Source organism: Escherichia sp. Marseille-Q3837, from assembly GCF_916618735.1.
Taxonomy (GTDB): Bacteria; Pseudomonadota; Gammaproteobacteria; order Enterobacterales; family Enterobacteriaceae; genus Escherichia; species Escherichia ruysiae.
The window spans coordinates 3,307,920-3,328,855 of sequence record NZ_CAKAKC010000001.1; the positions used below are offsets into that span (position 1 = coordinate 3,307,920).

General features: G+C 50.8%; 21 protein-coding genes. 15 read left to right on the top strand and 6 right to left on the bottom strand.

The annotated features are described in order from the left end of the window. Positions 1-220: 220 nt before the first annotated feature. Both hdhA and malI read right to left on the bottom strand, forming a co-directional pair. Positions 221-988: a 7-alpha-hydroxysteroid dehydrogenase gene (hdhA, locus tag LG381_RS15880; protein WP_105280439.1), complete on the bottom strand. Its 768-nt coding sequence runs from the start codon at positions 986-988 to the stop codon at positions 221-223. A gap of 110 nt (positions 989-1,098) precedes the next feature. After that, positions 1,099-2,127 carry a mal regulon transcriptional regulator MalI gene (gene malI, locus LG381_RS15885; RefSeq protein ID WP_000179525.1) on the bottom strand — a complete coding sequence of 343 codons (1,029 nt, stop codon included), beginning with the start codon at positions 2,125-2,127 and terminating at the stop codon, positions 1,099-1,101. A gap of 175 nt (positions 2,128-2,302) precedes the next feature. Here malI and malX point away from each other — a divergent pair, with 175 nt between their 5' ends. The 3 genes from malX to add all read left to right on the top strand — a co-directional run bounded on the left by malX (position 2,303) and on the right by add (position 6,182). After that, on the top strand, positions 2,303-3,895 hold the full coding sequence (gene malX, locus LG381_RS15890) for a PTS maltose transporter subunit IICB (protein ID WP_176251457.1): 1,593 nt from the start codon (positions 2,303-2,305) through the stop codon (positions 3,893-3,895). 9 nt (positions 3,896-3,904) lie between these two features. Further along, entirely contained in the window at positions 3,905-5,077 is a 1,173-nt protein-coding gene (gene malY, locus LG381_RS15895) for a bifunctional maltose regulon transcriptional repressor/cystathionine beta-lyase MalY (protein WP_105289743.1), read from the top strand. A gap of 103 nt (positions 5,078-5,180) precedes the next feature. Next, positions 5,181-6,182, top strand: coding sequence for an adenosine deaminase (add, locus tag LG381_RS15900; RefSeq protein WP_032225238.1), 1,002 nt, complete (start codon positions 5,181-5,183; stop codon positions 6,180-6,182). 67 nt (positions 6,183-6,249) lie between these two features. Here add and LG381_RS15905 read toward each other — a convergent pair whose 3' ends face one another. Beyond that, positions 6,250-7,290 carry an oxidoreductase gene (locus tag LG381_RS15905; RefSeq protein WP_001282509.1) on the bottom strand — a complete coding sequence of 347 codons (1,041 nt, stop codon included), beginning with the start codon at positions 7,288-7,290 and terminating at the stop codon, positions 6,250-6,252. Between the two features lie 241 nt (positions 7,291-7,531). Here LG381_RS15905 and blr point away from each other — a divergent pair, with 241 nt between their 5' ends. The 12 genes from blr (at position 7,532) to gstA (ending at position 17,863) form a co-directional block, all read left to right on the top strand. Beyond that, positions 7,532-7,657: a division septum protein Blr gene (gene blr, locus LG381_RS15910; protein ID WP_032155957.1), complete on the top strand. Its 126-nt coding sequence runs from the start codon at positions 7,532-7,534 to the stop codon at positions 7,655-7,657. Positions 7,658-7,929: 272 nt separating this feature from the next. Continuing rightward, positions 7,930-8,145: a transcription modulator YdgT gene (gene ydgT / locus LG381_RS15915; protein ID WP_000126621.1), complete on the top strand. Its 216-nt coding sequence runs from the start codon at positions 7,930-7,932 to the stop codon at positions 8,143-8,145. 86 nt (positions 8,146-8,231) lie between these two features. Next, positions 8,232-8,672 (top strand): DUF2569 domain-containing protein, encoded by a 441-nt coding sequence (locus tag LG381_RS15920; RefSeq protein WP_024212466.1) that lies wholly within the window; start codon positions 8,232-8,234, stop codon positions 8,670-8,672. A gap of 76 nt (positions 8,673-8,748) precedes the next feature. Beyond that, the gene (gene rsxA / locus LG381_RS15925) at positions 8,749-9,330 is read left to right on the top strand and encodes an electron transport complex subunit RsxA (RefSeq protein WP_000133182.1); all 582 of its coding nucleotides are present in this window, start codon (positions 8,749-8,751) and stop codon (positions 9,328-9,330) included. Beyond that, positions 9,330-9,908 (top strand): electron transport complex subunit RsxB, encoded by a 579-nt coding sequence (gene rsxB / locus LG381_RS15930; RefSeq protein WP_000991799.1) that lies wholly within the window; start codon positions 9,330-9,332, stop codon positions 9,906-9,908. The genes rsxA and rsxB overlap by 1 nt, the downstream gene beginning before the upstream one ends. After that, positions 9,901-12,024 (top strand): electron transport complex subunit RsxC, encoded by a 2,124-nt coding sequence (gene rsxC / locus LG381_RS15935; RefSeq protein WP_225762628.1) that lies wholly within the window; start codon positions 9,901-9,903, stop codon positions 12,022-12,024. The genes rsxB and rsxC overlap by 8 nt, the downstream gene beginning before the upstream one ends. After that, complete coding sequence (gene rsxD, locus LG381_RS15940) at positions 12,025-13,083, top strand: electron transport complex subunit RsxD (RefSeq protein WP_225762629.1); 1,059 nt, start codon at positions 12,025-12,027, stop codon at positions 13,081-13,083. Positions 13,084-13,086: 3 nt separating this feature from the next. Then, positions 13,087-13,707 (top strand): electron transport complex subunit RsxG, encoded by a 621-nt coding sequence (rsxG, locus tag LG381_RS15945; protein WP_000920784.1) that lies wholly within the window; start codon positions 13,087-13,089, stop codon positions 13,705-13,707. 3 nt (positions 13,708-13,710) lie between these two features. Then, entirely contained in the window at positions 13,711-14,406 is a 696-nt protein-coding gene (gene rsxE, locus LG381_RS15950) for an electron transport complex subunit RsxE (protein WP_001289640.1), read from the top strand. Beyond that, a complete protein-coding gene (nth, locus tag LG381_RS15955) occupies positions 14,406-15,041 on the top strand; it encodes an endonuclease III (protein WP_001030339.1) in 636 nt (211 codons plus the stop codon). The genes rsxE and nth overlap by 1 nt, the downstream gene beginning before the upstream one ends. Positions 15,042-15,650: 609 nt before the next feature. After that, the gene (gene dtpA, locus LG381_RS15960; protein WP_000100947.1) at positions 15,651-17,153 is read left to right on the top strand and encodes a dipeptide/tripeptide permease DtpA; all 1,503 of its coding nucleotides are present in this window, start codon (positions 15,651-15,653) and stop codon (positions 17,151-17,153) included. Positions 17,154-17,257: 104 nt separating this feature from the next. After that, on the top strand, positions 17,258-17,863 hold the full coding sequence (gene gstA / locus LG381_RS15965; RefSeq protein WP_000765735.1) for a glutathione transferase GstA: 606 nt from the start codon (positions 17,258-17,260) through the stop codon (positions 17,861-17,863). A 38-nt stretch (positions 17,864-17,901) separates the two neighbouring features. On the opposite strand, the gene pdxY is transcribed toward gstA, so the two are convergent. The 3 genes from pdxY to pdxH all read right to left on the bottom strand — a co-directional run bounded on the left by pdxY (position 17,902) and on the right by pdxH (position 20,882). After that, positions 17,902-18,762, bottom strand: coding sequence for a pyridoxal kinase PdxY (pdxY, locus tag LG381_RS15970; RefSeq protein WP_085460694.1), 861 nt, complete (start codon positions 18,760-18,762; stop codon positions 17,902-17,904). 60 nt (positions 18,763-18,822) lie between these two features. Continuing rightward, positions 18,823-20,097 carry a tyrosine--tRNA ligase gene (tyrS, locus tag LG381_RS15975; RefSeq protein WP_001516333.1) on the bottom strand — a complete coding sequence of 425 codons (1,275 nt, stop codon included), beginning with the start codon at positions 20,095-20,097 and terminating at the stop codon, positions 18,823-18,825. A 128-nt stretch (positions 20,098-20,225) separates the two neighbouring features. Then, entirely contained in the window at positions 20,226-20,882 is a 657-nt protein-coding gene (gene pdxH / locus LG381_RS15980; protein ID WP_001282324.1) for a pyridoxamine 5'-phosphate oxidase, read from the bottom strand. Positions 20,883-20,936 lie beyond the last annotated feature (54 nt).

The window sequence follows — 20,936 nt, forward strand, 5'->3', positions numbered from 1 at the left end:
TATAGTTAGCGTGAATAAGTAGTTTACTGCTTTGCCATGCAAGCGCCTAACATTGCAGGTCAAATGTGCGAAGCCCCCCGCATTCGAGTATTATTCACACGATAATTGGTCAACCAGCAATCAAAATATGGCAACCAGTAGCGAGATGGATGCACTTTTCTGATAACCCATCAGCATCAGAAAACAACGCTGAGTTGCGTTGTTTTCTGGTTTATTTGAATTAATTGAGTTCCTGTACCCCACCGCCAGAGACAGTGAGAATTTGTCCGCTTATCCAGCCGGCTGCGGGTGAACACAAAAACAACGCCGCATTAGCAATATCTTGCGGTTGGCCCAGACGTCTGATTGGCGTGTGTTGCAACATTTTTTGTTCGATTTCTGGTGTAATAACGGATTTGAGGGCATCCGTTAATATTGCTCCCGGCGCAATACCATTCACCCGAATATTTTTCTCACCCAGGTCAAACGCCATATTCCTGACCAGATGACTGGCCGCAGCTTTAGATGACGCATACGAGGTCATGTTTTTATTTTTATTTTCTGCCGCCATAGAAGTGATAGTCAGAATAACGCCACCGCCATTTTTTTCCATCTCTGGCGCAATGAGTTGTGAAAGATGGAAAAAAGAAAAGACATTCAGTTCATAAGCGCGGCGAAAATCCGCCATTGGCATATCAAATGGCTTAGGCCCACCGCCACCGGCGTTGTTAACCAGAATATCAACTTTACCCAGTTTACTGACGGCAAAGTCTGCCAGAGCGGATAATTCCTGTTCGGACGTAATATCACAGCGCCACGCAAATGCCTGGCCACCCAGTTGTTGAATTTCATCTACAACATGATTAGCTGCATCGGCGTTAATATCGCTGACTACTACAGATGCACCTGCTGTCGCGAATGTAATGGCGATTTCTTTACCAATACCTGCACCCGCACCGGTGATGATGGCGCATTTTCCGTCGAGTCTCAGGTTGTCAGAATTAAACACATAAACCTCCTGTGAACTTCAGTAAAAATAAAAGGCACCGCCTGTGTGCCACATTTTTATCATTAACCTTGAGGAAAGGACACTACCAGGTATAGCAGATAAAGAGAGGTTTATTTCGCCGCAATGAGCCGGGCGGGGATAATAAGATTACGTGAATGCGTCTCTTCATGGGTGATTTTTTGCATCATGCGATCTGCAAGTGTTGTACCAAGTTCCCGCGCAGGTGTACTTGCCCAGGTAACGGGTATGTCATCAAGTGTGGTTTGCGTCGCATCGGTAAATGCCGCCAGCGAAACCTGTTGCTCAAAGTAACGATCGACTCCGCTCTCCCCGCTTTGCCGCCCTGCTTTCAGCAAACCAAACCATGCCCCCATCGCAATAGTTTCGTTATAGCAAACCACGGCGCTGATAGTCGGGTTACGGCGCAAAAGTGCTGTGATAGCTTCCGCAGCTTGTTTCTGGCTGGAAGTGCACTCCAGTACCCAATCGCTGTGAAACGGCAGGCCAAATTTTAATAATGTCGCGCAATATCCCCCCACCCGCTCCGCGCGGGTTAATGAGGAACTTTGCCCTCCCAACCAGGCGATACGCTGATGTCCATTGCGAATGAGATGCTCCGTCAATAACTGCGCAGCCTGCATGTTGTCCGGGCGAACAGTATCGACATCATCAAGATAACTGGCACGGGAAGCGAAAATCACCGGGATACCTTTTTCTTCTGCCATCCGCCGCAGGCCATCGCTGCTTCCCGCCGCACCGGCAATCACTACACCATCGACGCCCTGGTTGAGCAACAGTGAGAACCGCTGTGCCAACTGCTCGCCGTCTTTACCGCCGTGAAGCAAAAAAACCATCCGCCCCTGCGCCTCCAGAGCTTCCGTCAATCCGGCCGTTAATTCAGCGTAAAATGACGTAGATAAATCACGGACGATCAAACCAATGACGCCGCTTTGCCCGCCGCGCAGTGCCGACGCCTGGCGATTGCGCACAAATCCCAGCTCTTCAATCGCTGCGTTAACCCGTTCCCCCGTAGCGGTAGATATTCGTCCTTTCCCGCTAAGTACCAGCGAAACGGTACTGACCGACACGCCCGCAGCCAGCGCAACATCATGAATGGTGATTTTTTTGGCGGTAGCCATACAGATGACCTACTCCCTGATTTTTGTGACAGATAAAACGTTTTACCTTTAATTTATCTTATACCCGCTATTATCGTCGCGTAATGTGATTTATGCCTCACTAAAGTTTGATAAAACGTTTTATCTTCTCGCGCAATTTATTGAATCCAGACTGTTCTTAACAAGGAGTCGTTTTATGACGGCGAAAGCAGCACCGAAAGTCACGCTGTGGGAATTTTTCCAGCAGTTAGGCAAAACCTTTATGTTACCCGTCGCATTACTGTCGTTCTGCGGCATTATGTTAGGGATTGGTAGTTCCCTGAGTAGCCATGATGTCATCACCCTCATCCCGGCATTGGGTAACCCCGTGTTGCAGGCTATCTTTACCTGGATGAGTAAAATTGGCTCGTTCGCTTTTAGCTTTCTGCCGGTGATGTTCTGTATTGCGATCCCGCTAGGGCTGGCGCGCGAGAACAAAGGCGTAGCGGCGTTCGCTGGTTTCGTGGGTTATGCGGTAATGAACCTGGCGGTTAACTTCTGGTTGACCAATAAAGGCATTCTGCCAACCACCGATGCAGCTGTTCTGAAAGCCAATAACATCCAGAGCATTCTTGGGATCCAGTCGATCGACACCGGGATCCTCGGTGCGGTGATCGCCGGTATTATCGTCTGGATGCTGCATGAGCGTTTTCATAATATCCGCCTGCCGGATGCGCTGGCATTCTTCGGCGGTACGCGCTTCGTGCCAATTATCTCCTCGCTGGTGATGGGGCTTGTCGGTCTGGTGATTCCGTTAGTCTGGCCGATTTTTGCCATGGGTATTAGCGGCTTAGGTCATATGATCAACAGCGCGGGTGATTTCGGACCTATGCTGTTTGGTACGGGTGAACGTCTGCTATTGCCGTTTGGTCTGCATCACATTCTGGTGGCATTAATTCGCTTTACTGACGCGGGCGGCACGCAGGAAGTCTGTGGACAAACCGTCAGCGGCGCACTCACCATCTTCCAGGCGCAATTAAGCTGCCCGACCACTCACGGTTTCTCTGAAAGCGCCACGCGTTTCCTCTCCCAGGGTAAAATGCCTGCGTTCCTCGGCGGTCTGCCAGGTGCTGCATTAGCCATGTATCACTGTGCTCGCCCGGAAAACCGTCATAAAATTAAAGGACTGCTGATTTCTGGCCTGATCGCCTGTGTTGTTGGCGGCACCACCGAACCGCTGGAGTTCTTGTTCCTGTTCGTAGCGCCAGTTCTCTACGTCATCCACGCGCTGTTAACCGGCCTCGGCTTCACCGTCATGTCTGTGCTCGGCGTCACCATCGGTAATACCGATGGCAATATCATCGATTTTGTGGTGTTCGGTATTTTGCATGGCCTGTCGACTAAGTGGTACATGGTGCCAGTGGTGGCGGCAATCTGGTTTGTCGTTTACTACGTCATCTTCCGTTTCGCTATCACCCGCTTCAATCTGAAAACACCGGGTCGCGACAGTGAAATCGCCAGCTCAATCGAAAAAGCCGTTACCGGTGCGCCGGGTAAATCGGGTTACAACGTTCCGGCAATCCTCGAAGCCTTAGGCGGTGCCGACAATATTGTCAGCCTGGATAACTGCATTACCCGTCTGCGTTTGTCAGTGAAAGATATGTCGCTTGTTAATGTACAGGCGCTAAAGGACAATCGGGCAATTGGCGTAGTACAACTTAATCAACATAACCTGCAGGTTGTTATCGGGCCGCAAGTTCAGTCAGTAAAAGACGAAATGGCTGGTCTGATGCGTACTGTTCAGGCATAAGGATAAAATATGTTCGATTTTTCAAAGGTCGTGGATCGTCATGGGACATGGTGTACACAGTGGGACTATGTCGCTGACCGTTTTGGCACTGCTGACCTGTTACCGTTCACGATTTCAGACATGGATTTTGCCACCGCCCCCTGCATTATCGAGGCGCTTAATCAACGTCTGATGCACGGTGTATTTGGCTACAGCCGCTGGAAAAACGATGAGTTTCTCGCGGCTATTGCCCACTGGTTCTCCACCCAGCATAACACCGCCATTGATACGCAGTCGGTGGTTTATGGTCCTTCTGTTATCTATATGGTGTCGGAATTGATTCGCCAGTGGTCTGCTGTCGGTGAAGGTGTAGTGATCCATACCCCAGCTTACGACGCATTTTACAAAGCCATCGAAGGTAATCAGCGCACCGTGATGCCCGTTGCTTTAGAGAAACGAGCAGACGGCTGGTTTTGCGATATGACCAAACTGGAAGCGGTGTTGGCAAAACCGGAGTGTAAAATTATGCTCCTGTGTAGCCCACAGAACCCCACCGGTAAGGTCTGGAGTTATGACGAACTGGAGATAATGGCAGACCTGTGCGAGCGGCATGATGTGCGTGTTATCTCCGATGAAATCCATATGGATATGGTATGGGGCGAGCAACCGCATATTCCCTGGAGTAACGTGGCGCGCGGAAACTGGGCGCTGCTGACCTCTGGCTCAAAAAGCTTCAACATACCCGCTCTGACCGGAGCCTACGGCATCATTGAAAATAGCGATAGTCGCGAGACGTATTTATCGGCACTGAAAGGTCGTGATGGATTGTCCTCACCAGCCGTACTGGCGCTTACCGCCCATATTGCCGCCTATCAACAAGGCGCGCCGTGGCTGGATGCCTTACGTGTCTATCTGCAAGACAATCTGACATATATCGCAAATACGATGAATGCAGCGTTCCCGGAACTCAACTGGCAGCTACCACAATCCACTTATCTGGCCTGGCTTGATCTACGTCCGTTGAATATCGACGACAACGCATTGCAAAAAGCCCTGATTGAGCAAGAAAAAGTAGCGATCATGCCGGGATATACCTACGGTGAAGAGGGTCGTGGCTTTGTTCGTCTCAATGCCGGATGCCCGCGTTCAAAACTGGAAAAAGGTATTGCCGGTTTGATTAACGCCATCCGAACTGTACGCTGATTACGATTGCGCAACGCAAATAATCGTTGCGCAATCGTAGATTTTTACCCGGTTTTGTTTTTATAATGGTGCGCACTTTTATATACAGAAAAAGAGTGCGACCATGATTGATACCACCCTGCCATTAACCGATATCCATCGCCACCTTGATGGCAACATTCGTCCCCAGACCATTCTTGAACTTGGCCGCCAGTATAATATCTCGCTTCCTGCACAGTCCCTGGACACGTTGATCCCTCACGTTCAGGTCATCGCCAACGAACCCGATCTGGTTAGCTTTCTGACCAAACTTGACTGGGGCGTAAAAGTTCTTGCCACGCTCGACGCCTGCCGTCGCGTGGCGTTTGAAAATATAGAAGATGCTGCCCGTAATGGCCTGCACTATGTTGAACTGCGTTTTTCGCCGGGTTATATGGCGATGGCGCATCAGTTGCCTGTCGCAGGCGTCGTTGAAGCAGTCATTGATGGCGTACGTGAAGGTTGCCGCACCTTTGGCGTGCAGGCGAAGCTTATCGGAATTATGAGCCGAACCTTTGGCGAAGCCGCCTGTCAGCAAGAGCTGGAAGCATTTTTAGCTCATCGCGATCAGATTACCGCACTGGATTTAGCCGGTGATGAGCTTGGTTTCCCGGGGAGTCTGTTCCTTTCTCACTTCAATCGCGCGCGTGATGCAGGCTGGCATATTACTGTCCATGCGGGCGAAGCCGCCGGGCCAGAAAGCATCTGGCAGGCTATTCGTGAACTGGGGGCGCAGCGTATTGGACATGGCGTAAAAGCCATTGAAGATCGGGCGCTGATGGATTTTCTCGCTGAACAGCAAATTGGTATTGAATCTTGTCTGACCTCAAATATTCAGACCAGCACCGTAGCGTCTCTGGCGGCACATCCGCTGAAAACGTTCCTTGAGCATGGTATTTGTGCCAGCATTAACACTGACGATCCAGGCGTACAGGGCGTGGATATCATTCACGAATATACCGTTGCCGCGCCGGCTGCTGGGTTATCCCGCGAGCAAATCCGCCAGGCGCAGATTAATGGTCTGGAAATGGCTTTCCTCAGCGCAGAGGAAAAACGCGCACTGAAAGAAAAAGTAGCAGCGAAATAAGAACATGCCTGATAAGACGCGTAAGTGTCGTATCAGGCATTAAACTCATCAAGAATGTCTACATTATTTACGCCAGACACAGCGTCGCGCGATGTTTGGCGGATTCAATGCCCAGCTCAATCAGCTCCATCACCTGGATTGCCTGACTTGCCGGAACCGGATTTTCTCCATCGCCATTCAACGCATCACGAATAGCAGCATAGTAAGCCGGATAATTTCCCGGCACCGTCAGCAGTGTTTCTTCGACACGTTCTTCACCTTCAACGCGGGTAAGTACGCCGTCACGCATATCGTAGCCCCAATCCTCTTGTGGCAGACGCTCGCCATTTTTCAAGCGTTCTTCCTGTGGATCGAGGCCATATTTAATATAGCTGCCGCGAGAGCCATGAACGATATAACGCGCCGACTCTGCCGCCGCCAGCATAGTGCCGTGTAAAATAACCCGCCGTTGTGGATAGGACAAAATGGCGTGGAAATAATCGGTCGACTGCGCTCCTGGACGTAACTGTGCTAAATCCACGGTCATGCTGACAGGTAAGCCAAACAACGTAATGGCCTGATCGAGCAGATGCGGTGCCAGATCGTACCAGATACCGCTGCCAGGACCGCCCTGTTCACGCCAGCGATCGCGTACCTGCGGACGGAAACGATCAAAATGTGACTCAAAGTAAGCAACCTCACCCAGCACACCTTCCGCAAGTAATCCTTTCAGCGTCAGAAAATCACTGTCCCAGCGACGGTTATGAAACACGGACAACACGCGTCCAAGGCTTTTTGCCAGCGCATCCAGTTCTCGCGCTTGTGACAGTGTCACGGTAAAGGGCTTATCAACGACTACGTGTTTACCCGCTTCCAGCGCCGCTTTCGCTAACGGAAAATGAGTATCGTTGGGCGTAGGAATGACAATCAGGTCAATATTGGGATCATTAAAGAGATGCTTCGGTTCAGAGACAACCGTAACCGTTGGCCAGTCGGCCTTTACTTTTGTTTCGTCACTGCTGGAGATAACTGCCAGCTCCAGCCCGGGCGTGCCCGCAATCAGGGGCGCATGGAAGGTTTTACTCGCATAACCGTACCCAATCAACCCAACACGGATGTTGTCGCTCATGTCATTGCCTCTCATTGAAGTATGATTGCTATTTGACACTATCCTTTACCCTCTCTCAACAGTTTAATAACCTGCCAGCAATAAGGGATGTTATTTAACTTAAGTCAAAAAAATAGCTAATTTTCCGAAGGAAAAAGATAAATATCGCAAAAACATCAGTAAAAATCTTGCTGGAGCAATTATTGCTAAGTAACATTTACGGCCTTAGTTAATGGATCAATCAACATAGATGTGGGCAGTAATGAATCGTCTTATTGAATTAACAGGTTGGATCGTTCTTGTTGTTTCAGTCATTCTTCTTGGCGTGGCGAGTCACATTGACAACTACCAGCCGCCAGAACAGAGTACCCAGGTGCAACACAAGTAATCTCTGCGTTTGCAAGACAACATGCAGCCATTCGGGTGCATGTTTTAACTTGACAGGTATTTAAACCAGGAATTTATTATCTTGCTCGATGGAGTTGACGATTGTCAGGAATAGTAAAGCGCGTTACTCTTTTATTAGCAGTATTTCATCCCTGAATATTTGCCATCAGCACATTCTTATTATTGTTATTGCAAAAGCGTTCACCGCTGGTGAAATTTTATCATAACATATAATACCTACCACTTTGGTATTAGTTATTTTATGGATCTTTTATGACTGCTCAGGAATACTTATTAAAGTTTCGTAAAATCAATTCTCTCGAAAGTCTGGAAAAACTCTACGACCACCTTAATTACACCCTGACGGACGATCAGGATATTATCAATATGTATCGCGCAGCCGATCACCGCCGTGCTGAACTGGTCTCTGGCGGTCGATTGTTTGACCTTGGCCAGGTTCCAAAGTCCGTCTGGCACTATGTTCAATAAAGAAAGTAGCGATTGGTTATAAAAGCCTTATAATAACGCCCCTAAAATTAGATTTGCCTGTTTGCTGTCGCTATTCTGGAGAACGTATGATCACCACAACGCCACAACGTATTGGAGGCTGGTTGCTTGGGCCGTTGGCCTGGCTGTTAGTCGCCCTATTGAGTACGACGCTGGCGTTGTTGCTGTACTGTGCAGCGTTATCCTCTCCTCAAACATTTAAAACGCTCGGCGAACAAACACTGACGACGCAAATCTTATGGGGCGTTTCGTTTATTACCGCTATTGCCATGTGGTATTACACCTTGTGGTTAACTATCGCGTTCTTTAAACGCCGGCGTTGTGTTCCTAAACACTATATTATCTGGTTACTGATTTCCGTATTACTGGCGGTTAAAGCCTTTGCGTTTTCGCCAGTTGAAGATGGTGTCGCCGTTCGCCAGTTGCTGTTTACTTTGCTGGCAACCGCATTGATCGTCCCCTATTTCAAACGCTCGTCGCGGGTGAAAGCGACGTTTGTGAATCCGTAATAACCTTACAGTTAACCTGTTGTCGCCTGCTCTGGATTAACGGATAATAGGCGGCTTTTTTATTTCAGGCCGAAAAATGACTGACTACCTGTTACTGTTTGTCGGAACTGTACTGGTCAATAACTTTGTACTGGTCAAGTTTCTGGGGCTTTGCCCGTTTATGGGCGTTTCCAAAAAGCTGGAAACCGCAATGGGCATGGGGCTGGCAACAACATTTGTGATGACGCTGGCGTCTATTTGCGCCTGGCTTATCGACACGTGGATTTTGATCCCGCTCGATCTGATTTACCTGCGCACCCTGGCCTTTATTCTGGTGATTGCTGTGGTCGTGCAGTTCACCGAGATGGTGGTACGTAAAACCAGCCCGGTGCTTTACCGACTGCTGGGGATTTTTCTACCGCTTATCACCACCAACTGTGCGGTGCTCGGCGTGGCATTGCTGAATATCAATCTCGGACACAATTTCTTGCAGTCGGCACTGTACGGTTTTTCTGCTGCTGTCGGCTTCTCGCTGGTGATGGTGCTTTTCGCCGCCATTCGCGAACGCCTTGCTGTGGCTAATGTCCCGGCACCTTTTCGCGGTAATGCCATTGCTCTCATTACCGCAGGTCTTATGTCTCTGGCCTTTATGGGCTTTAGTGGTTTGGTGAAGTTGTAATGAATGCTATCTGGATTGCCGTTGCCGCCGTGAGCCTGCTGGGTCTGGCGTTTGGCGCCATTCTGGGTTATGCCTCCCGCCGTTTTGCGGTGGAAGACGATCCGGTCGTTGAGAAAATTGACGAAATCTTACCGCAGAGCCAGTGTGGGCAGTGCGGTTATCCTGGCTGTCGCCCCTATGCCGAAGCCATCAGCTGTAACGGTGAAAAAATCAACCGCTGCGCCCCTGGCGGCGAAGCTGTAATGCTAAAAATTGCCGAACTGCTTAATGTCGAGCCGCAGCCGCTGGATGGCGATGCGCAAGAGTTGACGCCTGCGCGGATGGTGGCGGTTATTGATGAAAATAACTGTATTGGCTGCACCAAGTGCATTCAAGCGTGTCCGGTAGACGCCATCGTTGGCGCTACCCGTGCCATGCATACGGTAATGAGTGATCTCTGTACGGGCTGCAATTTATGCGTTGACCCGTGCCCGACGCACTGCATCTCGTTGCAACCGGTCGCAGAAACGCCTGACTCCTGGAAATGGGATCTGAACACCATTCCCGTACGCATTATTCCCGTGGAACACCATGCTTAAGTTATTCTCTGCATTCAAAAAAAATAAAATCTGGGATTTCAACGGCGGCATCCATCCACCGGAGATGAAAACCCAGTCCAACGGTACTCCCCTGCGCCAGGTTCCGCTGGCGCAGCGTTTTGTCATTCCACTGAAACAGCATATTGGCGCTGAAGGTGAGCTGTGCGTTAGCGTCGGCGATAAAGTATTGCGCGGCCAGCCGCTTACCCGTGGTCGCGGCAAAATGCTGCCAGTTCACGCGCCAACGTCTGGCATTGTTACGGCTATTGCGCCCCATTCTACGGCTCATCCTTCAGCCTTAGCTGAATTAAGCGTGATTATTGATGCCGATGGTGAAGATTGCTGGTTCCCTCGTGACGGCTGGATCGATTACCGCTCACGCAGTCGGGAAGAATTGATTGAACGCATTCATCAGTTTGGCGTCGCCGGGCTGGGTGGTGCGGGCTTCCCGACAGGCGTTAAATTACAGGGCGGCGGCGATAAAATCGAAACCTTGATTATTAATGCAGCCGAGTGCGAACCGTATATTACCGCCGATAACCGTCTGATGCAGGATTGCGCAGCTCAGGTGGTGGAAGGCATTCGCATTCTTGCGCATATCTTACAGCCGCGCGAAATTCTTATCGGTATTGAAGATAACAAACCGCAGGCGATTTCCATGCTTCGCGCGGTGCTGGCGGATTCCCACGATATTTCTCTGCGGGTGATTCCAACCAAATATCCTTCCGGCGGCGCCAAACAGTTAACGTACATCCTGACCGGGAAACAAGTGCCGCACGGCGGTCGCTCGTCGGATATCGGCGTGTTAATGCAAAACGTTGGCACGGCTTACGCAGTAAAACGCGCAGTAATCGATGGTGAACCGATTACCGAGCGCGTGGTGACGCTGACCGGAGAAGCGATTGCACGTCCAGGCAACGTCTGGGCGCGTCTGGGTACGCCGGTGCGTCATTTATTGAACGATGCCGGATTCTGCCCTTCTGCCGATCAAATGGTGATTATGGGCGGCCCGCTGATGGGCTTTACCTTACCGTGGCTGGATGTACCGGTAGTCAAAATCACCAACTGCCTGTTAGCACCGTCCGCCAGTGAACTGGGCGAACCGCAGGAAGAACAAAGCTGCATCCGCTGTAGCGCCTGTGCCGATGCCTGCCCTGCGGATCTTTTGCCGCAGCAGTTGTACTGGTTCAGCAAAGGTCAACAGCACGACAAAGCCACCACGCATAACATTGCCGACTGCATTGAATGCGGTGCCTGCGCGTGGGTTTGCCCGAGTAATATTCCCCTGGTGCAATATTTCCGTCAGGAAAAAGCCGAGATTGCCGCCATTCGTCAGGAAGAGAAACGCGCCGCAGAAGCTAAAGCGCGTTTTGAAGCTCGTCAGGCACGCCTGGAACGCGAAAAAGCGGCGCGTCTTGAACGACATAAGAGCGCAGCAGTCCAACCGGCAGCCAAAGACAAAGATGCGATTGCTGCCGCACTGGCACGTGTGAAAGAAAAACAAGCTCAGGCCACGCAACCGATTGTGATTAAAGCGGGTGAACGCCCGGATAACAGCGCGATTATTGCGGCACGGGAAGCCCGTAAAGCACAAGCCAGAGCAAAACAGGCAGAATTGCAGCAAACTAACGACACCGCAACAGTTGCTGATCCACGTAAAGCAGCAGTAGAAGCCGCAATTGCTCGAGCTAAAGCACGCAAGCTGGAACAACAACCTGCTAACGAATTGCCGCAGGAACAGGTTGACCCGCGCAAAGCCGCTGTCGAAGCTGCTATCGCCCGTGCCAAAGCACGCAAACTGGAACAGCAGCAGGCAAACGCAGAACCAGAAGAACAGGTTGACCCGCGCAAAGCCGCCGTCGAAGCCGCTATTGCCCGCGCCAAAGCACGCAAGCTGGAGCAGCAGACAAACGCAGAACCAGAAGAACAGGTTGACCCGCGCAAAGCCGCTGTCGAAGCTGCTATCGCCCGCGCCAAAGCACGCAAACTGGAACAGCAGCAGGCAAACGCAGAACCAGAAGAACAGGTTGACCCGCGCAAAGCGGCAGTTGCTGCGGCTATCGCCCGCGTTCAGGCCAAAAAAGCCGCTCAGCAAAAGGTTGTAAACGAGGACTAAATGGTATTCAGAATAGCTAGCTCCCCTTATACCCATAACCAGCGCCAGACATCGCGCATTATGTTGCTGGTACTGATCGCAGCCGTGCCCGGAATCGCTGCGCAACTTTGGTTTTTTGGCTGGGGTACTCTCGTTCAGATCCTCCTGGCGTCGGTCAGTGCACTTTTAGCCGAAGCTCTTGTGCTGAAACTGCGCAAACAGCCTGTTTCCACAACCTTAAAAGATAATTCGGCGCTTTTAACAGGGCTGTTACTCGCCGTAAGTATTCCGCCCCTCGCACCATGGTGGATGGTCGTGCTGGGTACGGTGTTTGCGGTGATCATCGCTAAACAGTTGTACGGAGGTCTGGGGCAAAACCCGTTTAACCCGGCGATGATTGGCTATGTGGTCTTACTGATCTCCTTCCCGGTGCAGATGACCAGCTGGCTGCCACCGCATGAAATTGCGGTCAACATCCCTGGCTTCATCGACGCCATACAGGTTATCTTCAGCGGTCATACTGCCAGCGGCGGTGATATGAACACGCTACGCTTAGGTATTGATGGCATTAGCCAGGCAACGCCACTGGATACGTTCAAAACTTCTGTCCGCGCCGGTCATTCGGTTGAGCAGATTATGCAGTATCCGATCTACAGCGGTATTCTGGCGGGTGCTGGTTGGCAATGGGTAAACCTCACCTGGCTGATTGGCGGCGTGTGGTTGCTATGGCAGAAAGCGATTCGCTGGCATATTCCGGTCAGCTTCTTAGTAACGCTGGCGTTATGCGCAACGTTGGGCTGGTTGTTATCACCAGAAACACTGGCATCACCGCAAATTCACCTGCTGTCTGGCGCGACCATGCTCGGCGCATTCTTTATTCTGACCGATCCGGTGACCGCTTCTACGACCAATCGTGGTCGTCTGATTTTCGGTGCGCTGGCGGGCTTATTAGTCTGGTTGATCCGCAGTTTCGGCGGCTATCCTGACGGCGTGGCTTTTGCTGTCTTGCTGGCGAACATCACGGTTCCTCTGATCGATTACTACACGCGTCCGCGCGTCTACGGCCATCGCAAAGGATAAACCATGCTGAAAACTATCCGAAAACACGGTATTACACTGGCGCTGTTTGCTGCGGGTTCAACAGGTTTAACGGCGGCCATCAACCAGATGACCAAAACGACGATTGCTGAACAGGCCAGCCTGCAACAAAAGGCGTTATTTGATCAGGTGTTGCCAGCCGAACGCTATAACAATGCGCTGGCGCAGAGTTGCTACCTGGTGACGGCACCAGAGTTAGGTAAAGGTGAGCATCGGGTTTACATCGCTAAACAGGATGACAAGCCGGTAGCCGCCGTTCTGGAAGCGACCGCGCCGGATGGCTATTCCGGTGCGATTCAGCTACTGGTCGGAGCCGACTTTAACGGCACGGTACTTGGCACTCGCGTGACAGAACATCACGAAACGCCAGGGCTTGGCGATAAAATCGAACTGCGCCTTTCAGACTGGATCACCCATTTTGCGGGTAAAAAAATCAGCGGTGCTGACGACGCGCACTGGGCGGTGAAGAAAGATGGCGGTGATTTTGACCAGTTTACTGGGGCGACCATTACGCCTCGCGCGGTGGTGAATGCGGTAAAACGCGCCGGATTGTACGCTCAGACGTTACCGGCACAACTTTCTCAACTTCCTGCCTGTGGAGAATAAACCGTGAGCGAAATTAAAGATGTTATTGTTCAGGGGTTATGGAAGAACAACTCCGCACTGGTTCAGTTGCTTGGCCTCTGCCCACTGCTGGCGGTCACGTCCACTGCCACCAACGCTCTGGGTTTAGGGCTTGCGACGACACTGGTGCTGACGCTTACCAACCTGACTATCTCGACGCTGCGTCACTGGACGCCAGCTGAGATCCGTATCCCCATTTACGTCATGATCATCGCCTCGGTGGTCAGCGCCGTACAGATGCTGATCAACGCCTACGCCTTCGGCCTGTATCAATCGTTAGGGATTTTTATTCCACTGATTGTCACTAACTGTATCGTTGTGGGTCGCGCTGAAGCCTTCGCCGCCAAAAAAGGTCCGGCGCTTTCGGCTCTTGATGGTTTTTCGATAGGCATGGGCGCAACCTGCGCAATGTTTGTGCTGGGTTCACTACGCGAAATCATCGGCAACGGAACGTTGTTTGACGGTGCCGATGCGCTGTTGGGTAACTGGGCAAAAGTATTGCGGGTGGAGATCTTCCACACTGATTCCCCTTTCCTGCTGGCAATGTTACCACCAGGCGCATTTATTGGTCTGGGACTGATGCTGGCAGTGAAATATCTGATTGATGAAAAAATGAAAAAGCGCCGCGCTGAAGCAATCGCCGAACGCGGCTTGCCGAACGGTGAAACAGGGAATGTCTGATGAACAAAGCAAAACGCCTGGAGATCCTCACACGTCTGCGTGAGAACAATCCTCACCCCACAACCGAGCTTAATTTCAGTTCGCCTTTTGAATTGCTGATTGCCGTACTGCTTTCCGCTCAGGCCACCGATGTCAGCGTTAATAAGGCGACGGCGAAGCTCTACCCGGTGGCTAATACGCCTGCGGCAATGCTCGAACTGGGTGTTGAAGGCGTAAAAACGTATATCAAAACTATTGGGTTATATAACAGCAAAGCGGAAAATATCATTAAGACCTGCCGTATCTTACTGGAACAGCATAATGGCGAAGTTCCGGAAGATCGCGCGGCGCTGGAGGCCTTACCCGGCGTTGGACGTAAAACAGCTAACGTGGTGTTGAATACCGCTTTCGGCTGGCCGACCATCGCTGTAGATACCCACATTTTCCGGGTCTGCAACCGCACCCAATTTGCGCCAGGAAAAAATGTCGAGCAGGTTGAGGAAAAATTGCTGAAAGTGGTTCCGGCAGAATTTAAAGTCGATTGCCACCACTGGTTAATCCTTCATGGGCGTTATACCTGCATTGCCCGCAAGCCGCGCTGTGGCTCCTGCATTATTGAAGATCTTTGTGAATACAAAGAGAAAGTTGACATCTGACACAAATAGATGGTGGCGTCTACCCATCCATTACCTTTCCTTATCTTCTTCAAAAACATCCCTCTAACGTTAATGATGCCGCCTCGCTGCGGCATCATCAGGCAATCCGTTTGTGAATAACCAAAAATGCAGGTTAATTGTTTTTTTAATAGCGAAATTTTCTATCTATTCGTGATCAAGATCACACTGATACTGAAATGTAAAAAGAATGCATTTTAAAAGTTAAATTTGACAAAGCATTGATTCAATCCGTCCTGAAACCTACAAAACATTACACTGGCTATTTTTCAGATAATGGACTATCCCACTACATAAAACACCTTATAGCAGAACATATCGCCAAACTGGAATTATTACCCTGTCTCAGTAGTGAAAAAATCTGCCTTTACGTTTTTTGAAAAATTTAACGCTGGATAACATTTCCCGGAGCCGATGAATTCTCCACGTCAGTTATATGTAACAGATTATTACAAAGGACTTGTCTGAAAGTGCAAGATAGTGAACATTACCTGCCGTTTCCCCTCCCACTATAACAATTGCGCGTATGGTTTTTAGACATCACGCGAGAAAGCACCCCCGTTAATATGGGATGTAAAAAAAGAGGTAAAAGTGTCCACTGCAAACCAAAAACCAACAGAAAGCGTCAGTTTGAACGCTTTCAAACAACCGAAGGCGTTCTATCTCATCTTCTCGATTGAGTTATGGGAACGTTTTGGTTATTACGGCCTACAAGGAATTATGGCTGTCTACCTGGTTAAACAACTGGGTATGTCTGAAGCGGATTCAATCACCCTTTTCTCTTCCTTTAGCGCCCTGGTTTATGGTCTGGTCGCTATCGGCGGCTGGTTAGGTGACAAGGTACTGGGTACTAAACGCGTTATTATGCTTGGTGCTATTGTACTGGCCATTGGTTATGCGCTGGTTGCATGGTCTGGTCACGACGCCGGTATCGTCTATATGGGTATGGCGGCTATTGCCGTAGGTAACGGCCTGTTTAAAGCCAACCCGTCTTCGCTGCTCTCTACTTGCTATGAGAAAAACGACCCGCGTCTGGACGGTGCATTTACCATGTACTACATGTCCGTCAACATCGGTTCTTTCTTTTCTATGATTGCAACCCCATGGCTGGCTGCCAAATATGGCTGGAGCGTCGCGTTCGCCCTTAGCGTAGTAGGTCTGTTAATCACTATCGTTAACTTCGCCTTCTGCCAACGCTGGGTTAAGCAGTACGGCTCAAAACCTGACTTTGAACCAGTCAACTACCGTAACCTGCTGCTGACCATTATTGGTGTTGTAGCCCTGATCGCAGTTGCAACCTGGCTGCTGCACAACCAGGAAGTAGCACGTATGGCGCTGGGCGTTGTTGCCCTGGGTATCGTGGTTATCTTCGGTAAAGAAGCGTTCGCCATGAAAGGTGCTGCGCGTCGTAAAATGATCGTCGCCTTCATCCTGATGCTTGAAGCAATCATCTTCTTCGTGCTGTACAGCCAGATGCCGACGTCGCTGAACTTCTTTGCGATTCGTAACGTTGAACACACTATTCTTGGTCTGGCCGTCGAGCCAGAGCAGTATCAGGCGCTGAACCCATTCTGGATCATCATTGGTAGCCCGATTCTGGCCGCTATCTATAACAAGATGGGCGATACCCTGCCGATGCCGACCAAGTTTGCAATCGGTATGGTGATGTGTTCTGGTGCGTTCCTGATCCTGCCGCTGGGTGCGAAATTCGCGTCTGACGCCGGTATCGTTTCTGTAAGCTGGCTGGTAGCTAGCTACGGCCTGCAGAGTATCGGTGAACTGATGATCTCTGGTCTGGGTCTGGCGATGGTTGCACAGCTCGTTCCGCAGCGTTTGATGGGCTTCATTATGGGTAGCTGGTTCCTGACCACTGCCGGTGCAAACCTGATTGGTGGTTATGTTGCGGGTATGATGGCTGTTCCGGATAACGTAACCGATCCGCTGATGTCGCTGGAAGTGTATGGTCGCGTGTTCTTGCAGATTGGTGTCGCCACTGCCGTTATTGCTGTGCTGATGCTGCTGACCGCGCCGAAACTGCATCGCATGACCCAGGACGATGCTGCAGACAAAGCGGCGAAAGCTGCCGTAGCGTAAATTTCAGGGAAACTCTTTTACAAGCCGCTAACTTTTCGTTAGCGGCTTTTTTTTGTTCAGCAACGCACTACCATACTTTAAACCACAGCCAAAAGGAGTTACCGATGAAACTGTTCTACAAACCGGGCGCCTGCTCTCTTGCTTCCCATATCACCCTGCGTGAGAGCGGAAAGGACTTTACGCTCGTCAGTGTGGATTTGATGAAAAAACGTCTCGAGAACGGTGATGATTACTTTGCCATTAACCCTAAGGGACAGGTTCCTGCGTTGCTACTGGACGATGGTACTTTGCTGACGGAAGGCGTAGCAATTATGCAGTATCTTGCCGACAGTGTTCCCGACCGCCAGTTGCTGGCATCGGTAAACAGTATTTCTCGCTATAAAACCATCGAATGGCTGAACTATATCGCCACCGAATTGCATAAAGGGTTCACACCACTGTTCCGCCCGGATACCCCGGAAGAGTATAAACAGGCTGCCCGTGCACAATTGGAGAAAAAGCTGCAGTATGTTAACGACGCGCTGAAAGATGAGCACTGGATCTGCGGGCAACGTTTCACCATCGCTGACGCCTATCTGTTTACGGTTCTGCGCTGGGCATACGCGGTGAAACTGAATCTGGAGGGTTTAGAGCACATTGCAGCCTTTATGCAGCGTATGGCTGAAAGACCGGCGGTGAAAGCCGCGTTGACGGCGGAAGGCTTGCAGTAATCGTCATCGGCCCACAGGAAACTGTGGGCCGAGGTATTTCAGAGCTTCGTTGCGCTGAAATAGTGTTCCGGTTTGGCTATACGATCTTGCGCGGCAACCACCTGCAGTTCATATTCCTGCATTGCTTTGGTGGTTACCATAATTTCGTATACTGCAGCCGTCACGTGTTCCAGTGCCTCCTGCAGCGTTGCCCCCTGCAACAATTTCACCAGCAGTAAACCGCTCGTCACATCACCAACACCTACCGGCTGGCGCATACCAAAATCCACCAGCGGACGGCTGATATGCCAGGCTTCATCGGCAGTAACCAGCAGCATTTCAAAACGATCTGTGCTGTAGCCCGCACGTGCAAGGTGTTTAACCAATACGATTTGTGGCCCTTGCGCAATAAGTTCACGCGCAGCGTTAACGGCCTCTTCGACGTTATGTACTGGATGTTCACAAAGAATTTCCAGCTCGACCAGATTCGGCGCGATGATATCGCTGGCTGGCATACCGTGACGGACATGAAATTCCGCCACGCCTGGCGCAACGATGCAACCTTTTTCCGGGTGCCCCATTACGGGATCGCAAAAATATTTCGCTTGTGGATTCGCCGCTTTTACCTGACGGACAATACCGAGGATATGTTCGCCCTGCTCCGCCGATCCCAGATAACCACTGAGTACGGCATCACAGGTGTGTAATTTATCAATGGCGGCAATGCCCTGCACAATTTCGGTTAAATGGCTGGGCGGCATCACACAGCCAGTCCATTTGCCGTATTGAGTATGATTAGAAAATTGAACGGTATTCAGCGGCCAGACATTCGCGCCCAGGCGGCGCATCGGAAACTCTGCCGCACTGTTACCCGCATGACCATAAACAACGTGAGACTGGATAGCGAGAATATTTTTCATTGTGCTCCCTGTATAAAAATCAGGGGAGTGATTTCTCACTCCCCCTTTCCACTTAGTGCATTATTTCCAGCAAATCAGACAGTAATTCTTTTTGCCGCGACGCAGTAAGGTATAACGACCAAACAGGCGATCTTCTTCTTTAAAGAAGTATTCAGGATCGGACTGTTTTTCACCGTTAATGGTGATGGCATTGGAGGCGATAGTTTTACGCGCCTGACCACGGGACGGTTGCAGTTCAGAATCGACCAGCGCCTGCATCAGATCAGCGCCTTTTTCCATCTCAACCATCGGTACGCCGTCCTGCGCCAGCTGTTCAAAGTCCGCTTCGCTAAGCGCACTCAAGGAACCGCTGAACAGACATTCGGTAATACGTTTCGCGGCTTGCAAACCTTCTTCACCGTGAACCAGACGCGTCACCTGCTCCGCCAGCACATACTGGGCGCGCGGTGCTTTACCGCTGTTTTTATCTTCCTCTTCCAGGGCGTTGATCTCTTCAATGCTCATAAAGGTGAAGAACTTCAGGAAGCGGTAAACGTCGGCATCGGCGGTGTTGATCCAGAACTGGTAGAATTTGTACGGGCTGGTTTTCTTCGGATCCAACCAGACTGCGCCGCCTTCAGTTTTACCAAATTTGGTGCCGTCTGCTTTGGTGATCAGCGGAACGGTCAGGCCAAACACCTGATTCTGATGCAGACGACGGGTCAGATCGATACCAGAGGTGATGTTACCCCACTGGTCAGAACCGCCAATCTGCAACGTAACACCATACTGTTTATTCAGACAGGCAAAGTCATAGCCCTGCAACAGGTTGTAAGAAAACTCGGTGAACGAAATACCCTGATCTTCACGGTTGAGACGCTGCTTAACCGCTTCTTTGTTGATCATCTGGTTAACGGAGAAGTGCTTACCGATATCGCGCAGGAAAGTCAGCACATTCATATTGCCGAACCAGTCATAGTTGTTCGCGGCGATAGCAGAGTTTTCTCCACAGTCGAAATCGAGGAACGGGGCAACCTGCTTGCGGATTTTGTCCACCCACTCCTGAACAGTTTCTTCGGTGTTCAGCTTACGCTCGGCAGCTTTGAAGCTTGGGTCGCCAATCAGACCTGTCGCGCCGCCTACCAGCGCAACCGGCTTGTGGCCCGCCTGCTGGAAGCGTTTCAGGCATAACAATGGAACAAGATGCCCCAAATGCAAGCTGTCAGCGGTAGGGTCGAAGCCGCAATAGAGCGCGATCGGGCCTTGCGCCAGTCGCTCTGCTAACGCTTCTTCGTCCGTCACCTGGGCCACCAGCCCCCGCTCTTGCAATTGTTTAATCAAGTTACTGCTTGCCATCAAAATCTCCATGTATATAACGACTGCACCTTTGCCGGTACACGACTTTTCGCCAGATGCGAAAGAGACATAGAATAAAGTGCCGGAATCAGGAGTGCCAGCGATTAAAGCAAGATTTTTGCATCTTTTCAGGGTGCGAGACGATCGATTTTCCACGCCTCATTTTCACGCTGGTACAAAAAGCGGTCATGCAGACGATGCTCACCGCCCTGCCAGAACTCAACCTGCTCAAGACTTACGCGGAAACCGCCCCAGAAACTCGGTAAAGGGACATCGCCCTGCTGAAACTTCTGCTTCAGCTCAAGAAATTTGCTCTCAAGGATCCCTCGCGCAGAGATACGGCTGGACTGCTTAGATACCCACGCGCCAATCTGGCTATCGCGCGGACGACTATGAAAATATTTCATTACTTCGAGAGTCGAAAGACGCTCCGCTTTACCGGTCACCATTACCTGGCGCTCAAGAGTATGCCACGGGAAAAGCAGGCTAACGCGCGGGTTATTTTCGATTTGATGCGCTTTGCGACTGCCGAGATTGGTGTAAAACACCATCCCTTTTTCGTCGTAATGTTTGAGTAACACGATGCGCTGATAAGGCTGACCATGTTCATCAACGGTTGCGACGACCATCGCGGTGGGGTCAACCAGCTTGGCTTCACAGGCCTGGGAGAGCCAGCGTTCAAAAAGGGTTAAAGGATCGGCGGGAAGATCGCGGCGGCGTAAACCGCCTTTGGTGTATTCACGGCGCAGATGCGCGATTTGCTGCAATTCGTCGTTATCAGACATGGTTTTCTTTACGGATTGTCAGTGGGTGACGCTATTGTGCGCCGCCCCTGGAAA